Here is a 17502-nt window from a genome sequence, read left to right as displayed (position 1 = left end):
AACAACCTGATCTGACGCAACCTTTCGGCTTCAGCTGAGCTTTTTAATTGGTTTTCGCGCACTTAGAGACTATAATACGGAACGTTGTTTCACTTGAATGGTTTCAGCGTATGGTTGACCCTTTAGCAAAAACGATAACTTGTTGCGCAACTGAGTTTTGCGCTCGCGTTGAAACCGCGTTACAACTTCCTCTGCACGCTTTTCTACTGTCACCTATTCTTTATTCTGTATCGCAGTTCGCCATTCAGGCAAAAATTCTTCACCGGCGCGAAACACCAGGCCCCGGATTCACGCTTCTCTCATCCATCACAACTTAACAGATAACTCGTCATGAAAAAGACCAAGATTGTTTGTACTATCGGTCCAAAAACCGAATCGGAAGAAATGCTGACCAATCTGCTGGACGCGGGCATGAACGTCATGCGTCTTAACTTCTCACACGGTGATTACGAAGAGCACGGTAAACGTATTTCGAACCTGCGCGCGGTGATGAGCAAAACCGGTCACCAGGCCGCGATTCTGCTGGACACCAAAGGTCCTGAAATCCGTACCATGAAGCTGGAAGGCGGTGCTGATGCTGCACTTAAAGCTGGCCAGACCTTCACCTTCACTACTGACCAGTCAGTGATCGGCAACACCGAGCGCGTGGCGGTAACCTACCCTGGTTTTGCTTCTGACCTGAAAATCGGTAACACCGTACTGGTGGACGATGGTCTGATTGGGATGGAAGTCACTGAAGTCACCGAAAACACCGTGGTGTGTAAAGTGCTGAACAATGGCGACCTGGGCGAAAACAAAGGCGTTAACCTGCCGGGCGTTTCAATCCAGCTGCCTGCGCTGGCAGAGAAAGACAAACGCGATCTGATCTTCGGTTGCGAGCAGGGTGTGGATTTTGTTGCCGCTTCCTTTATCCGTAAGCGTTCTGACGTGCTGGAAATTCGCGAGCACCTGAAGCAGCATGGCGGTGAGCATATCCAGATCATCTCTAAAATTGAGAACCAGGAAGGCCTGAACAACTTCGACGAAATCCTTGACGCTTCTGACGGCATCATGGTGGCTCGTGGTGACCTCGGCGTGGAAATTCCGGTTGAGGAAGTGATCTTCGCTCAGAAGATGATGATCAAAAAATGTAACCGTGCGCGTAAAGTGGTGATCACCGCCACCCAGATGCTCGATTCCATGATCAAGAACCCGCGCCCTACCCGTGCTGAAGCTGGTGACGTAGCTAACGCCATCCTCGACGGTACCGATGCAGTTATGCTGTCCGGTGAAAGTGCAAAAGGGAAATATCCGCTGGAGTCTGTGACCATCATGGCCACCATCTGCGAACGTACCGATCGCGTGATGAAGAGCCGCATTGATTCTCAGCATGACAATCGCAAAATGCGCATTACCGAAGCAGTATGCCGTGGCGCTGTTGAAACTGCCGAGAATCTGGAAGCGCCACTGATTGTTGTCGCGACCGAAGGCGGCAAGTCAGCGAAATCCGTGCGTAAGTACTTCCCTAACGCGACGATTCTGGCACTGACCACCAACGAGCAGACTGCCCGTCAGTTGATCCTCAGCAAAGGCATCATCACTTCAGTGGTGAAAGAGATTGCCTCTACCGATGATTTCTACCGTATTGGAAAGGAAGCAGCGGTTGCCAGCGGCTACGGTCAGCGTGGTGACGTGGTGGTGATGGTTTCTGGTGCGCTGGTACCAAGTGGAACCACGAATACTGCCTCTGTACACGTGCTGTAATCGAAGATTACGCCTCGCATTGATAAAGCGCCCTGAGTGGCGCTTTTTTTACAACTTCAATAAAGACTTTTCTTAAAACTTCCAATCGAAATAAACTATTCAACTCGGCAATAAGTGTGGGTGGTTCCGATTAAAGTCGCCTGTTTTCGCTAAATTTTTTACACCAATCTGGAAAGACGGTGCTTCTTTGAGCGAACGATCAAATTTAAGCACGTTCTCACTAAAAATTTATTCTCATTAGAAAAAACTTTGTGTAATACTTGTAACGCTACATGGAGATTAACTCAATCTAGAGGGTATAAATAATGAATCGTACTAAACTGGTACTGGGCGCGGTAATCCTTGGTTCAACTCTGCTGGCTGGTTGCTCAAGCAACGCTAAAATCGACCAGCTGTCTACCGACGTTCAGACTCTGAACGCGAAAGTTGATCAGCTGAGCAACGACGTGAACGCAATCCGTTCTGACGTTCAGGCTGCTAAAGATGACGCAGCTCGTGCTAACCAGCGTCTGGACAACCAGGCTCACTCTTACCGTAAGTAAGAGTTCTGGTAATAAAAATGGCGCACACTGTGCGCCATTTTTTTTGTCCTGAATTTATCACTGCAGGATGGCAGGCATCCCCTGACTGTCATCGATCTTCTCACCCGAATTCACCAGCACCGGCATGCCCGAACGGCGTGCAATCGCTTCCTTTATCACCGCAGTGTCGCTGTCATCGCTTTTAACGAACTTTTTAGCGTGGGTAGTCAAAGTTATTGGCATGGTCTGCGGGTCGTCTTTATCGTTGTGTGAGAGCGGCTGATGCACCTCCATGTAGCGTTTCCCATCCGGCTCCACGGCATATTTGACTGGCTGGTTGATAATCTGCACGCGAGTGCCCTTCGGTACGCTGCTAAACAGCGCCTCTATATCATCAGGCCGCAGGCGAATACAGCCGGAGCTGACGCGCATTCCGATGCCGAAATCAGCATTCGTGCCATGGATCAGATAGTGTCCCTGGCCGTAAGCCAGGCGCATCGCATAAAGCCCCATAGGATTGTCCGGTCCGGCAGGCACGGTTACCGGCAGCTTTTTCCCTTCCGCAGCATAGCGCTTGCGAATGTTAGGCGTGGGTGTCCAGGTCGGATTAGGGATTTTCTGGCTGATGCTGGTGACCATCGCTGGCGTATTCGCGCCGAGCTGACCAATGCCTATCGGGTAGACGATCACTTTGTTCGCGCCTTTCGGATAGTAATAGAGACGCAGCTCTGCCACGTTCACCACAATCCCCTCTCTTTTGGTATCCGGCAGCAGCATCTGGGTGGGGATGGTCAGTTGCGAACCCGCTTTTGGCAGCCACGGATCGGTACCGGGATTCGCTTCCAGCATGCCCAGCAGCCCGATCTTGTATTCCGCCGCCACCTTTTCCAGCGACCGGCCATCATTGGGCACAGTATAAGTACTGTTCTCACCAATCAGGCGGCTGTTGCCTGGCGGCAGAGGATATTCTGTAGCGCGGGCAGTGTGCGCAAAAGAGAGGGTAATCAGTAACAGAGAGGCAAATTGGGACAATGGTTTCATGCTTATTTCTCGTGTCAGGATAAGAAAACTTCCCACCAGCGAGGCGGGAAGCCTGTCGAGAAGTGTAGCAAGTCAGCCCGCGGAAAGGGCCTGTGCTTTGTGACGGATGGCACGGATCATCGCTTCCAGCCCCTGAGAACGGGACGGCGTCAGATGCTGGGTCAGGGCCAACTGGGCAAACCACGGACGGACATCAAAGGCCAGAATTTCTGCCGGAGTCATCTGCTGATACAGAATAAACACTACGGCAATCAGGCCCTTAACAATAGCGGCATCGCTGTCACCACGCAGAACCACACGACCATTATCATCGGTATCCATCAGGATCCACACCTGGCTCTGGCAGCCTGAAATGGTGTTTTCCGGCTGATGTAATGATTCGGACAATTCTGGCAGCAGCGCGCCCAGTTCAATCACATACAGATACTTCTCTTCCCAGTTAGCGCAACGTGTAAAGTTGCGCACCAGTTTTTCTTTGTCTGGCAGGGTTGCCATTCTTCCTCCCTTGCTGCCGGGTTTACCCCAGCAGGCGGTGTATACGTGTCAGGCCAGCCGCCAGGCGATCGGCCTCTTCTTCGCTATTATACAGAACAAAGGAGGCACGGCACATCGCCGGGACGCCGTAATGGTGCATCAGCGGCATCGCGCAGTGGTGGCCGGTACGAATGGCAATCCCGTACTGGTCGAGGAAACTGCCGACATCATAAGCATGATGCTGGCCGAGGTTAAAGGCTATCACCCCTGCCCGTTCCTGAGGACCATAGATCTTCAGGTCCGGCACGGAAGAGAGTTTATCCATGGCGTAACGCATCAGCGCCTGTTCACGCTGGTGGATCGCCTCCAGCCCAATCTCGCTGACATAGCTCAGCGCCGCACCCAGACCAATAATGCCACCGGTATTGGGAGAACCCGCTTCAAAGCGCCACGGCGCTGCAGCATAGGTAGTGCCTTCCGTCAGCGACACAGTGGCAATCATCGAACCACCGCCTTCCCACGGTGGCATCTGATCGAGCATGGCTTTGCGGCCATACAGGATGCCGATCCCGGAAGGACCGTAAATCTTATGCCCGGAGAAGGCGTAAAAATCACAACCGATATCCTGCACATCGATCTGCCCGTGCATTACAGCCTGAGCACCATCGATCAGCGTAGCTACCCCAGCGGCCTTAGCCCGCGCCACCAGCTCTTTCACCGGGTTCACGGTGCCCAACACGTTGGAAACCTGAGTCACCGCCAGCATGCGGGTGCGGCTGTCGATAAGCGAAGGCAGTGCAGAAAGATCCAGCTCACCGGTTTCCGACAGCGGGATAAACCGCACTTCGGCGCCGGTGCGCTGGGCAACCATCTGCCACGGCACGATGTTGGCATGGTGCTCCATCGCTGTGATCAGGATATTGTCGCCCGGCTTCAACTGGCTGCCACCCCAGCTGCTGGCGACCAGGTTGATCGCCTCAGTGGTGCCTTTGACGAAAACAATCTCTTCCGGTGAAGCCGCGTTAAGGAAACGGGCGGCCTGCTCACGGACGTTTTCCATTTCCGTCGTCGCTTCAGCACTCAGGGTATGAATACCCCGGTGCACCGCCGCGTAGCCATGCTGATAAAAATGGCTCTCCGCATCGATCACTACCTGCGGCTTCTGGGCGCTGGCCGCGCTGTCGAGATAGGCCAGCGGCTGGCCATTTACTTCTCGCGCAAGAACCGGGAAATCAGCCCTGACGCGCGTCAGGTCAAAACTCATTTAATGCCTCCGGGGAAACGCTGAGCGATACGCTGCATCACCGCTTCCTTCAGCACTTCATCCGTGATCGCTTCGGTCAGTTCGGCGGCAAAGGCAAAGATGATCATGCGCTGGGCAGACTCATCGCTGATACCGCGGGCGCGCAGATAGAACATCTGCTCGTCATCGATACGGCCAATGGTCGCACCGTGGCTGCACTTCACGTCGTCGGCGTAGATTTCCAGCTGTGGTTTGGTGTCCACTTCCGCCAGGCGTCCCAACAGCAGGTTGTTGTTGGTCATCTGCCCATCAGTTTTCAGCGCGTACCTGGCTACTTTAATATGACCGTTAAATACCGCGCGGGCTTTATCACGCACGATGGTTTTATGCATCTGGCGGCTCAGACAGTGGCCCTTGTTGTGCTCCAGATAGGTCCGGCTGTCACAAACTTCTTTTTCCACTGGCAGCATCAGGCTGTTGATACCCAGCTCTGAACCTTCACCATTCAGCTGCACGCTGGTGTTATGGCGGGCCAGGCCGCTGCCCAGCAGGAAGTTGTGGCTCTGCACACGAGCATCACGTCCAATTACCATATCGTTGTGTGAGAAGTGGTAGCTGCTGCTGTGCTCGAAGGCCAGATTGTAATGCGTCAGCTGAGCGTTGTTACCCACGCTGACGGTAAAGCGCGCGCCGGTGAAATGCGTGGCTTCGTTCAGGCTGACATAATGTTCAATTACCGTAGCTTCTGCGCCGTCGTCCAGCTGCAGATGGTGGCGATAATGAGAGGTGTTCATCTTCTCCTGCGCGCTGCCGCTGCTGATATGCAGCATGTAGAGCGCACGGGCGGCTGACTTACCGCGCGGCAGATGAATGGTGGTCACCTCTTCTGCCAGGCTTTCGGTCAGATGCAGAAAGACTTCCGGCTGGACCGGTGCACTCAGCTCACGGCGTTCCGCCGCCTGGGACACCTGAACATCAAACAGATCAAAGGCTTTATCGCTCAGTTCCGCATTGAAGCGGCCATCGACAAATACCATTTTCACCGCATCAACATCCAGCGCCATAGCAGCAACGTCAGCAGACGTCAGATCCGGTGCGGTTGGCAGCACGAAGTTATGTGCCAACAGCCCTTCCAGCGGGGTATATTTCCAGTTCTCGTGCTTGCGGGTCGGCAGACCCAGACGCAGAACCTGCTGCCAGTGCTGCTGCGCCTGCAGTGAGCGGTGCTCACCGTGGCTTTCAAACAGATGATGCCACTGCTGCAGCGCGTTATCGTTACTCCTGGTCGGTAAGCCAGCCATAGCCTTGCTCCTCCAGTTGTTTCACCAGCGTAAAGTCGCCGGACTTCACGATTTTGCCCTGATATAACACGTGGACGAAGTCTGGCTTGATGTAGTCCAGAATACGCTGGTAGTGCGTGACGATAATGAATGAGCGTTTGCCATCGCGCAGCGTGTTGACGCCGTTAGCCACGATTTTCAGCGCATCGATGTCCAGACCGGAGTCAGTTTCATCAAGAATGCAGAGTTCAGGCTCCAGCGCCGCCATCTGCAGGATGTCGTTACGTTTTTTCTCACCGCCGGAGAAGCCCACGTTGACCGAACGGGTCAGCAGATCTTCAGGCATTTTCAGCAGGTGAATTTTATCTTCGATAAAGTCCTGGAAGTCGAAGCGATCAAGTGCTTCCTGCTCACGGTATTTACGCACCGAGTTAACGGCTGTTTGCAGGAAGAACTGATTGCTGACGCCCGGAATTTCAACCGGGTACTGGAAGGCCATAAAGATCCCTTCACCGGCGCGATCTTCCGGCGACAGTTCCAGCAGGTCCTTGCCTTTAAAGTTCACCGAACCACCGGTGATCTCGTACTCTTCACGGCCTGCCAGCGTGGCAGACAGGGTACTCTTCCCGGAGCCATTCGGTCCCATAATGGCGTGAACTTCACCCGGTTTGACCTCAAGGTCCAGCCCGCGCAGGATCTCTTTATCTTCGATACTTACCTGTAAATCTTTGATACTTAACATAGTGTTTCCTGAACAATACTCTGCGGCATGTCGCAATGATCGTAATCGGGGATTAACCCACGCTGTGTTCGAGGCTGATCGCCAGCAATTTCTGAGCTTCAACCGCAAACTCCAGCGGCAGCTCGGAGAAGACGTCTTTACAGAAGCCGTTCACAATCATTGAAATCGCGTCATCTTCACTGATCCCACGCTGCAGGCAGTAGAACAACTGATCTTCGCCGATTCGCGAGGTGGTAGCTTCGTGCTCCAGTTGCGCGGTGTTGTTGCGCGCTTCCACATACGGGAAGGTGTGCGCACCGCACTCGGCACCAATCAGCATCGAGTCACACTGGGTGAAGTTACGGGCATTGGTGGCGGTTGGCATAATCTTCACCAGCCCACGGTAGGTATTCTGGCTTTTACCGGCCGAGATCCCTTTGGAGATGATGGTGGATTTGGTGTTTTTGCCAATGTGGATCATCTTGGTGCCGGTATCGGCCTGCTGATGACCACTGGTCAGCGCCACGGAGAAGAATTCACCGATGGAGTTGTCGCCGCGCAGGATCACACTTGGGTATTTCCAGGTGATCGCCGAGCCGGTTTCAGACTGCGTCCAGGACATTTTGCTGTTCTCACCTTCGCACAGCGCACGCTTGGTCACGAAGTTGAGGATGCCGCCTTCAGATTCGCCGCCGGAGAACCAGTTCTGCACGGTGGAGTATTTTACTTCAGCGTCTTTGTGGATGATAACTTCCACCACCGCAGCGTGGAGCTGATAGCTGTCACGAACCGGCGCGGAGCACCCTTCGATGTAGCTGACGTAGCTGCCTTCATCGGCGATAAGGATGGTACGTTCGAACTGGCCGGTCTTCGCCGCATTGATACGGAAATAGGTCGACAGCTCCATCGGGCAACGCACGCCTTTCGGGATGTAAACGAAGGTGCCGTCAGAGGCCACCGCCGAGTTCAGCGCGGCGAAGAAGTTGTCGTTCGCCGGAACCACTGTGCCCAGATACTGCTTCACCAGTTCCGGGTGGTCGTGTATTGCTTCGCCGAAGGAGCAGAAAATGATCCCCTGCTCTGCCAGTTTGCCACGATAAGTGGTGGAAACGGACACGGAGTCGAAGATAGCATCCACGGCGACTTCCTGACCTTCACGAACCGGCACGCCCAGCTGTTTAAAGGCGTTTTCCACTTCTTCAGTCAGGTAATTTGGGGCCTGAGCACCAGACGTTTGCTGAGCGCCGGGTTCCGAAGCGCAACTGTCGTCACAGTTTCCGCAGGACGGTGCTGAATAGTAGCTGTAGTCCTGGTAGTTCAGTGATTTGTAGTTGGCTTTCAGCCAGTGCGGCTCTTCCATTTCCAGCCATGCAGCATAGGCTTTCAGACGGAATTCCAGCATCCACTCAGGCTCGTTGCGCTTGGCAGAAATCGCGCGTACGACGTCTTCGCTGATGCCATGTTCAAACTCTTCGGTCTGCAGTTGGGTGAAGAAACCTTCTTTATACTTCTGATGGTTTCCTTCCCAAACCTGCACATCGTCCGATGTTTCAGTGTTTCGGGACATAAATTTTACTCAACGCCAAAGCTCTCACCACAGCCACAGGCGTGTTGAGCTTTAGGATTATTAAATTTGAAAATCTGGTTCAGGCCTTCACGAACGAAATCCACTTCCGTCCCGTCGATGAACGGCATTGCCTGCAGGGGCACGTACAGCGATGCGCCCTCGTGGGTAAAGACCAAATCATCGTCAGCAGGCTCTTTAATCAAATCCATGGTATAGCCAAAACCGGCGCAGCCCGAGGTTTTCACGCCCAGCTTTAGCCCCAGCACACCGGGATCGCCAGCGGCCAGGGTGGTAATTTGTTTAGCGGCGCTGTCAGTGAGCGTCAGGCCTTTCCAGACATAGTCGTCCGGAGAAAAAGAAGCAGTCGTTGCTGATGGCATAACATTACCTCGCGAGTCGATAGCCCTGCGGGCTAATACCCCTATGTTAGTGATAATGAAAGTCTCTTCAACCTCTTGTTTTGCAGGGATTAGCGCCAACAGGGGTTTTTGGGGCCTCTTTATTCAGTTTAGACCCTCTGAAGAGGATAGCGATCTGTGTCACGCCGAGATTTAACGAAATGGTAACACATTGAAAAGTGACCAGTAAATAACGGCAGTTCCGCGGCGACCGGGAATAATGGATATTTTAACTTCTCAACCTCAACCTCGTATCGTTATTACCAATTTATTTAAGAGGCAGCATAAATCGATAAATTTTCTTCGCGGCGGCGTTGAATATTACACCAGTTATAATATGATAATGATTATCATTAACGCGAATAGGGGAAGGAATGAATCGGTCGATGAGTGCCTGGCTGCAACACAAGATTGACGAGTACAAATTTTCCGTCCGCGATATCACCGTCGATTACTATATGGCTCAGGCCAAACTTAACCGGCCTGAGTGTACTCTGGAGCAGTTGCGCAGATTCAACGATACCTGTCTGGATATGGCCGAACTCTGCCAGCTCAACGGCGATGACCAGAGTTATCTGCACGCGCTGGGCAAATTACACCAGCGTCTGCTGCAGGAGTTGGGCAACGCCGAACGTGAGCGGCTGTTCCGTATGCAGGCCTGGCAACTGGCCCGCCACTCGCTGACCCGGCTGTGTCATCAGTTAGCCATGAATGGCGAATGGGACAAAGCTGCCGTCCTTCAAAGCGATTTTGTTAAGCATGCATCCTGGATCATGTGAGGCCAGCCAGGGTGGTTTTAAAGGGTCAGCCTTTTGCCTTCGCCGACAGCACCGCCGTGGTTAACCGGGAAGTACAGCAGAGCTTCTGATGCCGATCAAAGATCTCGATCTGCCAGACCTGGTGCGTACGCCCCAGATGGACCGCGCGACAAACTCCGCGCACCTGCCCTTCCCGTGCTGATCGGACGTGGTTGGCATTAATCTCCAGCCCCACGATGTAGTCATCCCCTTCGGTACACAGGTAGCCAGCCATCGATCCCAGCGTCTCTGCCAGCACCGCTGAAGCGCCGCCGTGCAGCAGACCAAATGGCTGACGGGTACGTTCATCCACCGGCATAGTGGCCTGAAGACTCTCCGGCTCCATCGCGGTGAACACGATGCCAACATGCGCGACCATTGTACCCTGGCTGCGCTGATTTATCTGCTCCAGCGTGCTGTTCCGTTTCCAGATAGCCATCAGATGATCTCCAGTAAAGCCTGCAGGGGATGACGCATCCCGTTCCCCTCAATGCGCTTCACCTGACTGCGGCAGGAGTAACCGGTAGCCAGACAACGCTGACGCGGCAGTTTCTGCAGCGCCTGGTGCCAGGAGAGCTCATAGATACCGAGCGAATTATCCAGATTTTTCGCCTCATGACCATATGTTCCGGCCATTCCGCAGCAGCCCACGCTCACATTTTCGAGTTTTGCGCCAAATCTGGCGAATATGCCTTCCCACTGTTTACCGGAAGCCGGTAATGCGGTGACCTCGGTACAGTGTCCGAACAGGTACCAGGCTTCACCGCTCTGGCTGCTGGCTGCTGCTCCAACTGCAGGCAACGCCTGCTGTAGCCATTCGTGCACCAGCTGAACGTGGAAATTGCCCCGTTTCTCAGCAAGGATTTCCTTATATTCATCGCGGTAGCATAGCACCAGCGCCGGATCGACCCCCACCAGCGGCAGCTCCAGTTTTGCCACGCGGTTCAGGAAGTCAGCCGTTTTCTGCGCCGTGCGCGCGAAGCGCTGCAGGAATCCTTTGATATGCTGGGCTTTACCGTTAGGTGAGAACGGCAGTACCACCGGTTGATAACCCAGTTTTTCAATCAACGATACGAAGTCGGTGACCAGCTGCGCCTCGTAATAACTGGTGAACGGATCCTGTACCACCAGCACATGGCGCTGGCGATCGCTGGCAGTCATCGCTTCCAGCTGTTCCAGCGTGATGCTGATGGCGCGCTGCCCGGCCAGCTGCTGCTTCAGGTTTGGTGAAGAAAGCAGAGGCAGGTCGACCATGCCAATATGCTGTCGACTCATGTCCCGCACCAACGGCTGGCGCAGGAAGAAGTTAAAGAATTTGGGCGCTTTGGCCATCAGCGGCGCATAGCTTTCCACGGTGGCAACCAGATAATCACTGGCCGGGCGCAGATAGCGGGTGTGATACAGCTGCAGGAAGCGCGATCGGAAGCCCGGAACGTCAATTTTGATCGGGCACTGGGTGGAGCAGGCTTTACAGGCCAGGCAGCCTGACATGGCCTCTTTCACTTCATGGGAGAAATCATACTCGCCGCGCTTTGCGTACCAACTGTTGCGCGTGCGCTCGATCATATCGCGCAGGCTGACCTTCGCTTCCGGCAGGCGCTTTTCCAGCTCAAGCGGATCAACGCCCTGCTCCGCCAGCAGGCGCAGCCATTCGCGGGTCAGTGTTGCACGGCCTTTTGGTGAATGAATGCGATTGCCGGTGATCTTCATCGACGGGCACATCGGGCTTTTTACGTCAAAGTTAAAGCACAGGCCGTTACCGTTACACTCCATCGCCCCGCGCCAGCCGGTTCTGACGTTGACCGGGATCTGGCGATCCCAGGTACCGCGCTTGACCGCATCCACTTTCATCATCGGGTCATCCACACCCAACGGCGCACAGATTTTCCCCGGATTGAGCCGGTTAGCAGGATCGAAAGCGGCTTTAATCCGGCGCAAATCATTAAACAGCTCTTCGCCGAAGAAAGCCGGACTGTATTCAGCACGGAAGCCTTTGCCGTGTTCGCCCCACAGTAAGCCACCATAGCGGGCGGTCAACTCAACCACCTCATCGGAGATCTGCTTCATCAGTATCTCCTGCTGCGGATCGCACATATCCAGCGCGGGACGCACGTGCAGCACTCCGGCATCCACGTGGCCAAACATACCGTAACTCAGGTTATGCCCGTCCAGCAGCGCACGAAACTCAACGATATAGTCTGCCAGATGCTGAGGCGGCACGCAGGTATCTTCCACAAACGGGATGGGCTTGGCGCGACCTTTGGCATTGCCCAGCAGGCCCACCGCCTTTTTGCGCATCGCATAGATACGCTCTATACCGCCCAGGTCGTCACACAGCTGATAGCCAATCACCCCTGCTTGCTGGGTTGCCATCAGCCCTTCCAGCCGCTCACAAAGCGACTCAAGCTGGCCGTCGATCAGCGCCTTATCATTCCCGGCGAACTCGACAATGTTCAGGCCGAGCATATCGCGGTCAGGCACATCGGTGATCAGTTCGCTGACCGAGTGCCAGACAATATCTTCACGCGCCAGGTTAAGGACTTTGGAATCGACCGTTTCCACCGACAACGCCTTCGCTTCGACCATAAATGCCGCGCTGCGGAGGGCTGAATCAAACGAATCGTATTTAATGTTCACCAGACGGCGCACTTTTGGGATCGGCGTGATATCCAGTTTAGCTTCCGTAATAAAGGCCAGGGTTCCTTCTGCTCCACACAACAGGCGGGTCAAATCGACCTGCTGCAGGTTGTCGCTGATCACGTGGCGCAAATCATAACCGGTCAGGAAGCGGTTGAGCTCAGGAAATTTATCGAGGATCAGCTGGCGGCGATCACGGCAGCGCTCCAGCACGGTACGGTAGATTTTCCCTTCGCTGTTCTGCTCTGCGGCGAGCTGTTCGGCCAGAGTGACAGGAATACTGCGCGTGTCCAGGATTTCGCCACCCAACAGCACGGCACGCAGTCCCATCACGTGATCGGACGTTTTGCCATAGACCAGCGAGCCCTGCCCGGAAGCGTCAGTGTTGATCATCCCGCCCAGCGTGGCGCGGTTACTGGTAGACAGCTCAGGAGAGAAGAAATAGCCGAACGGTTTCAGGTAAGCGTTGAGCTGATCTTTAATCACGCCAGCTTCAACTTTCACCCAACCCTGCTCAACGTTAATTTCCAGGATGCGGTTCATATGGCGGGACATATCCACCACGATGCCCTGATTCAGCGACTGTCCGTTGGTGCCGGTACCGCCACCGCGTGGCGTAAACACCAGACTGCGAAAACGCTCTTCACCCGCCAGCCGGGCAATCAGAGTGACATCGGCGGTGGAGCGGGGAAACAGCACAGCATCCGGGAGAAGCTGGTAAATGCTGTTGTCGGTGGACATCGTAAGACGGTCAGCATAGCTGGTAGCGGTATCGCCGGTGAAACCCTGCTGCTCCAACGCCTGCAAAAAATTCAGCACCAGTTGAACGAGGCCCGGCGCCTGGGAAATCTGTGGGATCATTATCGGGTGACCAAAATGTTGTGTATAACGAATGCTCTTTGGCAAAAGTTTTATCACATTTTTATATGACCTGCCGCGATTTAAAAAAGCACGTGAAAAGAATAACGTGCCGTTTCTGTCGAAAATGCGTCTAATACATCATGCTTAGGGTGCCAGGCATAAGAAATGCCTGCGTCCGTGAGGGACCACCCGTTTTTTTACCAGAGGTTAATGTTCATAAATGAAGAATGCGCACAAAGGATGGGATTTGCCGCAAATCGTCTTCTCCCTGCTGTTTACTACGCTGATGATCGTCGCCTGTTTCTGGGTGGTGCAGCCGTTCGTGCTGGGGTTTGCCTGGGCCAGCATGGTGGTCATAGCCACCTGGCCGCTGATGATCAAAATTCAGGGTTGGTTATGGGGAAGACGCTCGCTTGCGGTGGTCGCCATGACATTGATCCTGCTACTGCTGTTTATTATTCCGATCGCAGTGCTGGTCAACAGCCTGATTGAAAATAGCGGGCCAGTAGTGGCCTGGGCCACCTCAAAGCATCTGCAGTTGCCGGAACTGGACTGGCTGAGAAGCATTCCACTGGTCGGTAAAAAACTCGCCTCATTCTGGCATAACCTGGTGCAGGGGGGCGGCAGCGCACTGATGGCCAGTATTCAACCTTATATCGGGCGCACCAGCGGCTTCCTGTTTGCCCAGGCCGGTCACTTTGGCCGCTTTATGATGCATCTGGGCGTGATGCTGCTGTTCAGCGTGCTGCTTTACTGGCGCGGTGAACAGGTTGGTCATGGCATCCGCCATTTTGCCTATCGCCTGGCATCCCGCCGCGGAGATGCGGCGGTTCTGCTGGCCGGTCAGGCTATTCGCGCGGTGGCATTGGGCGTGGTGGTGACGGCGCTGGTGCAGGGTGTGCTGGGCGGCATCGGCCTGGCGATCTCCGGCATCCCTTACGCCACGGTGCTGACGGTGCTGATGATTTTCTGCTGTCTGGTTCAGCTTGGCCCGCTGGTGGTACTGATCCCGGCGATCATCTGGCTCTACTGGAGCGGTGACACCACCTGGGGCACTGTGCTGCTGGTATGGAGCTGCGTAGTGGGTACGCTGGACAACGTGCTGCGTCCAATGCTGATCCGCATGGGGGCAGATTTACCGATGATCCTGATACTTTCGGGCGTTATCGGCGGTCTGATCGCTTTTGGCATGATAGGCCTGTTTATCGGCCCGGTGGTTCTTGCAGTCTCTTACCGCCTCGTCTCTGTCTGGGTCCATGAGGCTCCGGCACCGGAAGAAGATCCACAGGATGTGGTGGAAGAACTGGCCGAATTCGATCAGGAACCCCGCTAAAACAGTCCTTTCAGCGCGGTCAGCCTGCCTGACCGCCCTTTCTGCAAAAAAACCTCACGTCACGTTTTAAATACTTTTGATAAATAACTTTTACCAGAAATCCCCTCATTCCGCCCTTTTCAGTCTCTCTTATGGTGAATTGATTACCATCAGTACAGTTTCGCAGCTTAACTGACGACATTTCTGTCACAAAAGATTATGGATTTTAAACTAATAAGAGGATTCTTAATGACTCGGTCTCCCCGTCTGAATAGTATGAATCCTACGTTTACGATCAAAGTGCTGATTTCTAAACAACCTTTTTCCCCTGAGTAAAGTAAAGAATTGCTGTGTGTAGTCTTTGCCCATCCCATGTGATGGGCTTTTTTTTTGCACGCAGAAAAGTAAAAAGGCCAGATAATCTGGCCTTTAGCGTATGTCATCGCCAACTGTGCTATTTATTCGGCATTTCTGCCAGGCTCAGCCAGGTTTGTACCACCGTGTCCGGGTTGAGTGACAGGCTGTCGATTCCCTCTTCCATCAGCCATGCGGCAAAGTCCTCATGGTCCGACGGTCCCTGACCACAAATACCGACATATTTACCCTGTTTCTTCGCCGCTTTGATCGCCATCGACAACAGTGCTTTCACCGCATCGTTGCGCTCATCAAACAGTTCGGATACCACGCCAGAGTCACGGTCCAGACCCAGCGCCAGCTGCGTCATATCGTTGGAGCCGATAGAGAAGCCGTCAAAGTACTGCAGGAACTCTTCAGCCAGCAGAGCATTGGACGGGATCTCACACATCATGATGATTTTCAGACCGTTTTCACCGCGCTTCAGGCCCTGACGCTCCAGCTCTTCCACTACCGCCTTCGCTTGAGCCACGGTGCGGACGAACGGCACCATAATCTCAACGTTGTTCAGCCCCATCTCATTACGCACACGTTTGACGGCGGCGCACTCCAGAGCAAAGCAGTCACGGAAGCTGTCAGCCACGTAGCGACCCGCGCCACGGAAGCCCAGCATCGGGTTCTCTTCTTCCGGCTCGTAACGCTCGCCGCCCACCAGGTTAGCGTATTCGTTGGTTTTGAAGTCGGAGAGACGCACAATCACCCGCTTCGGCGCGAAGGCAGCCCCCAATGTGGCAATCCCTTCGGTCAGGCGTGCAATGTAGAACTCGACCGGATCGTCGAAACCCTTCATCATTGTGCGGATCTGTTTCTGCAGCTCCGGCGTTTGCTGATCAAACTCAAGCAACGCTTTAGGATGCACGCCAATCATTCTGTTAATGATAAATTCCAGACGCGCCAGGCCAACACCCTCGTTTGGTAAGCAGGCGAAATCAAACGCGCGGTCCGGGTTACCCACATTCATCATTATTTTCAGTGGCAGAGACGGCAAATCATCGACCTGAGAGCTTTTCACTTCGAAGTCGAGTAAATCGTCATAGACATAGCCAGTATCGCCTTCCGCGCAGGATACCGTGACCTTGTGGCCATCTTTCAGCCGGTCAGTGGCATCGCCGCAACCCACCACGGCTGGAATACCCAGTTCACGCGCGATGATTGCCGCATGGCAGGTACGACCGCCGCGATTAGTGACGATTGCTGAAGCTTTCTTCATGATCGGCTCCCAATCCGGGTCGGTCATGTCAGTCACCAGCACGTCGCCTTTCTGGATCCGGTTCATTTCGCTAATATCATGGATGACTTTTACTTCACCGGCACCGATACGATGGCCGATGGCGCGGCCTTCCACCACTACTTTGCCATTGCCCTGCAGTGTGTAACGCTCCATCACCTGGCCGTTGGAACGGACGGTTTCCGGACGAGCCTGCACGATAAACAGCTTGCCGGTGTGACCGTCTTTCGCCCACTCAATGTCCATCGGACGCTGGTAATGTTTTTCGATCTGCACAGCCTGCGCCGCCAGCGCTTCCACTTCTTCGCTGCTCAGACAGAAACGATCGCGCTCGGCTTCCGGCACGTCCTCAATCCTCACCTGCTCGCCGTGCTCCTGCGAATCGGCATAGACCATGCGGATTTTTTTAGAGCCCATATTGCGGCGAACAATGGCCGGACGGCCTGCTGCCAGAGTCGGTTTATGCACGTAGAACTCGTCCGGGTTGACCGCCCCCTGAACCACCATTTCTCCGAGTCCCAGAGCCGCGGTAATAAACACCACCTGATCGAAACCAGATTCGGTATCGATGGTGAACATCACGCCCGCTGCGCCCACATCTGAACGCACCATACGCTGAACACCAGCAGACAGTGCCACGCCGCGATGGTCATAACCCTGATGCACGCGGTAAGAGATTGCACGGTCGTTAAACAGCGAAGCGTAAACGTGCTTCACCGCAATCAGCACGGCATCAAAACCCTGCACGTTAAGGAAGGTTTCCTGCTGCCCGGCAAACGAAGCATCAGGCATATCTTCTGCAGTGGCGGAGGAGCGCACGGCAAAGGAGGCTTCAGCATCGTCGGAGGAAAGCTGCTGATACGCTTCCCGGATCGCGGCTTCCAGATGCGGCTGGAAGGGAGTGTCCACAATCCACTGGCGGATTTGTTTGCCCGCTTTGGCCAGCTCGTCAACATCATCAATATCGGTCTTATCAAGCAGGTCGTAGATACGCTGATTGACGCCGCTTTGATCGAGGAACTGATTGAATGCATCTGAGGTCGTCGCAAAACCGTTCGGAACGGAAACGCCGAGCGAGGACAAATTAGTAATCATTTCACCCAGAGAGGCATTTTTGCCTCCCACCCGATCAACATCGTTCATGCCAAGCTGGTTATACCAGAGCACAAGCGGCAGTTCGCCTTTATTGGACATTGAAGCAATCCTTTTGAGATTTAATTAAGTAATGAGGACAGAGTAATACTTTTTGAGCCTGGCACATTACG

Annotated in this window: 14 protein-coding genes and 1 other RNA gene; 5 read left to right on the top strand and 10 right to left on the bottom strand. The window is 54.1% G+C overall.

Features of this window, described 5'->3' with window-relative positions; all coding sequences use genetic code 11:
* Positions 1-330: 330 nt before the first annotated feature.
* Positions 331-1743, top strand: coding sequence for a pyruvate kinase PykF (gene pykF / locus GSQ70_RS13005; RefSeq protein ID WP_158782932.1), 1413 nt, complete (start codon positions 331-333; stop codon positions 1741-1743).
* Between the two features lie 305 nt (positions 1744-2048).
* Positions 2049-2285, top strand: a complete 237-nt coding sequence (locus GSQ70_RS13000) for a major outer membrane lipoprotein (protein WP_016169824.1) — start codon at positions 2049-2051, stop codon at positions 2283-2285.
* Positions 2286-2342: 57 nt separating this feature from the next.
* Here the strand turns inward: GSQ70_RS13000 and GSQ70_RS12995 are convergent, their stop codons facing one another.
* From GSQ70_RS12995 to sufA, 7 genes are all read right to left on the bottom strand, one after another.
* The gene (locus tag GSQ70_RS12995) at positions 2343-3305 is read right to left on the bottom strand and encodes a L,D-transpeptidase family protein (RefSeq protein WP_158782931.1); all 963 of its coding nucleotides are present in this window, start codon (positions 3303-3305) and stop codon (positions 2343-2345) included.
* A 72-nt stretch (positions 3306-3377) separates the two neighbouring features.
* Positions 3378-3800 carry a cysteine desulfuration protein SufE gene (gene sufE / locus GSQ70_RS12990; protein WP_158782930.1) on the bottom strand — a complete coding sequence of 141 codons (423 nt, stop codon included), beginning with the start codon at positions 3798-3800 and terminating at the stop codon, positions 3378-3380.
* A gap of 22 nt (positions 3801-3822) precedes the next feature.
* Complete coding sequence (gene sufS, locus GSQ70_RS12985; RefSeq protein WP_158782929.1) at positions 3823-5043, bottom strand: cysteine desulfurase SufS; 1221 nt, start codon at positions 5041-5043, stop codon at positions 3823-3825.
* Positions 5040-6323 (bottom strand): Fe-S cluster assembly protein SufD, encoded by a 1284-nt coding sequence (gene sufD, locus GSQ70_RS12980; RefSeq protein WP_158782928.1) that lies wholly within the window; start codon positions 6321-6323, stop codon positions 5040-5042. The genes sufS and sufD overlap by 4 nt, the downstream gene beginning before the upstream one ends.
* A complete protein-coding gene (gene sufC, locus GSQ70_RS12975) occupies positions 6298-7044 on the bottom strand; it encodes a Fe-S cluster assembly ATPase SufC (RefSeq protein WP_158782927.1) in 747 nt (248 codons plus the stop codon). Before sufC ends, sufD begins: the two co-directional genes overlap by 26 nt.
* Positions 7045-7096: 52 nt before the next feature.
* The gene (gene sufB, locus GSQ70_RS12970; protein WP_158782926.1) at positions 7097-8590 is read right to left on the bottom strand and encodes a Fe-S cluster assembly protein SufB; all 1494 of its coding nucleotides are present in this window, start codon (positions 8588-8590) and stop codon (positions 7097-7099) included.
* Between the two features lie 5 nt (positions 8591-8595).
* Positions 8596-8970, bottom strand: coding sequence for a Fe-S cluster assembly scaffold SufA (sufA, locus tag GSQ70_RS12965; protein WP_158782925.1), 375 nt, complete (start codon positions 8968-8970; stop codon positions 8596-8598).
* A gap of 392 nt (positions 8971-9362) precedes the next feature.
* Between sufA and GSQ70_RS12960 the strand changes: the two genes are divergently transcribed.
* Positions 9363-9767: a hypothetical protein gene (locus tag GSQ70_RS12960; RefSeq protein ID WP_158782924.1), complete on the top strand. Its 405-nt coding sequence runs from the start codon at positions 9363-9365 to the stop codon at positions 9765-9767.
* Positions 9768-9792: 25 nt separating this feature from the next.
* Here GSQ70_RS12960 and GSQ70_RS12955 read toward each other — a convergent pair whose 3' ends face one another.
* On the bottom strand, positions 9793-10224 hold the full coding sequence (locus GSQ70_RS12955; protein WP_158782923.1) for a hotdog fold thioesterase: 432 nt from the start codon (positions 10222-10224) through the stop codon (positions 9793-9795).
* On the bottom strand, positions 10224-13283 hold the full coding sequence (locus tag GSQ70_RS12950; protein WP_158785304.1) for an FAD-binding and (Fe-S)-binding domain-containing protein: 3060 nt from the start codon (positions 13281-13283) through the stop codon (positions 10224-10226). The genes GSQ70_RS12955 and GSQ70_RS12950 overlap by 1 nt, the downstream gene beginning before the upstream one ends.
* Before the next feature lie 220 nt (positions 13284-13503).
* Here GSQ70_RS12950 and ydiK point away from each other — a divergent pair, with 220 nt between their 5' ends.
* Together ydiK and rprA are read left to right on the top strand one after the other, a co-directional pair.
* Positions 13504-14616 (top strand): AI-2E family transporter YdiK, encoded by a 1113-nt coding sequence (ydiK, locus tag GSQ70_RS12945; RefSeq protein ID WP_158782922.1) that lies wholly within the window; start codon positions 13504-13506, stop codon positions 14614-14616.
* Between the two features lie 264 nt (positions 14617-14880).
* Positions 14881-14988, top strand: an RNA gene (gene rprA, locus GSQ70_RS12940) — antisense sRNA RprA.
* 61 nt (positions 14989-15049) lie between these two features.
* Here the strand turns inward: rprA and ppsA are convergent.
* Entirely contained in the window at positions 15050-17431 is a 2382-nt protein-coding gene (gene ppsA / locus GSQ70_RS12935; RefSeq protein WP_158782921.1) for a phosphoenolpyruvate synthase, read from the bottom strand.
* Positions 17432-17502 lie beyond the last annotated feature (71 nt).

Origin of the sequence: Pantoea sp. BAV 3049, from assembly GCF_009765445.1 — a bacterium.
Classification (GTDB): Bacteria; Pseudomonadota; Gammaproteobacteria; order Enterobacterales; family Enterobacteriaceae; genus Erwinia.
Note: the sequence above shows the minus strand (reverse complement) of the source record. Positions and strands in the feature narration are given on the sequence as shown.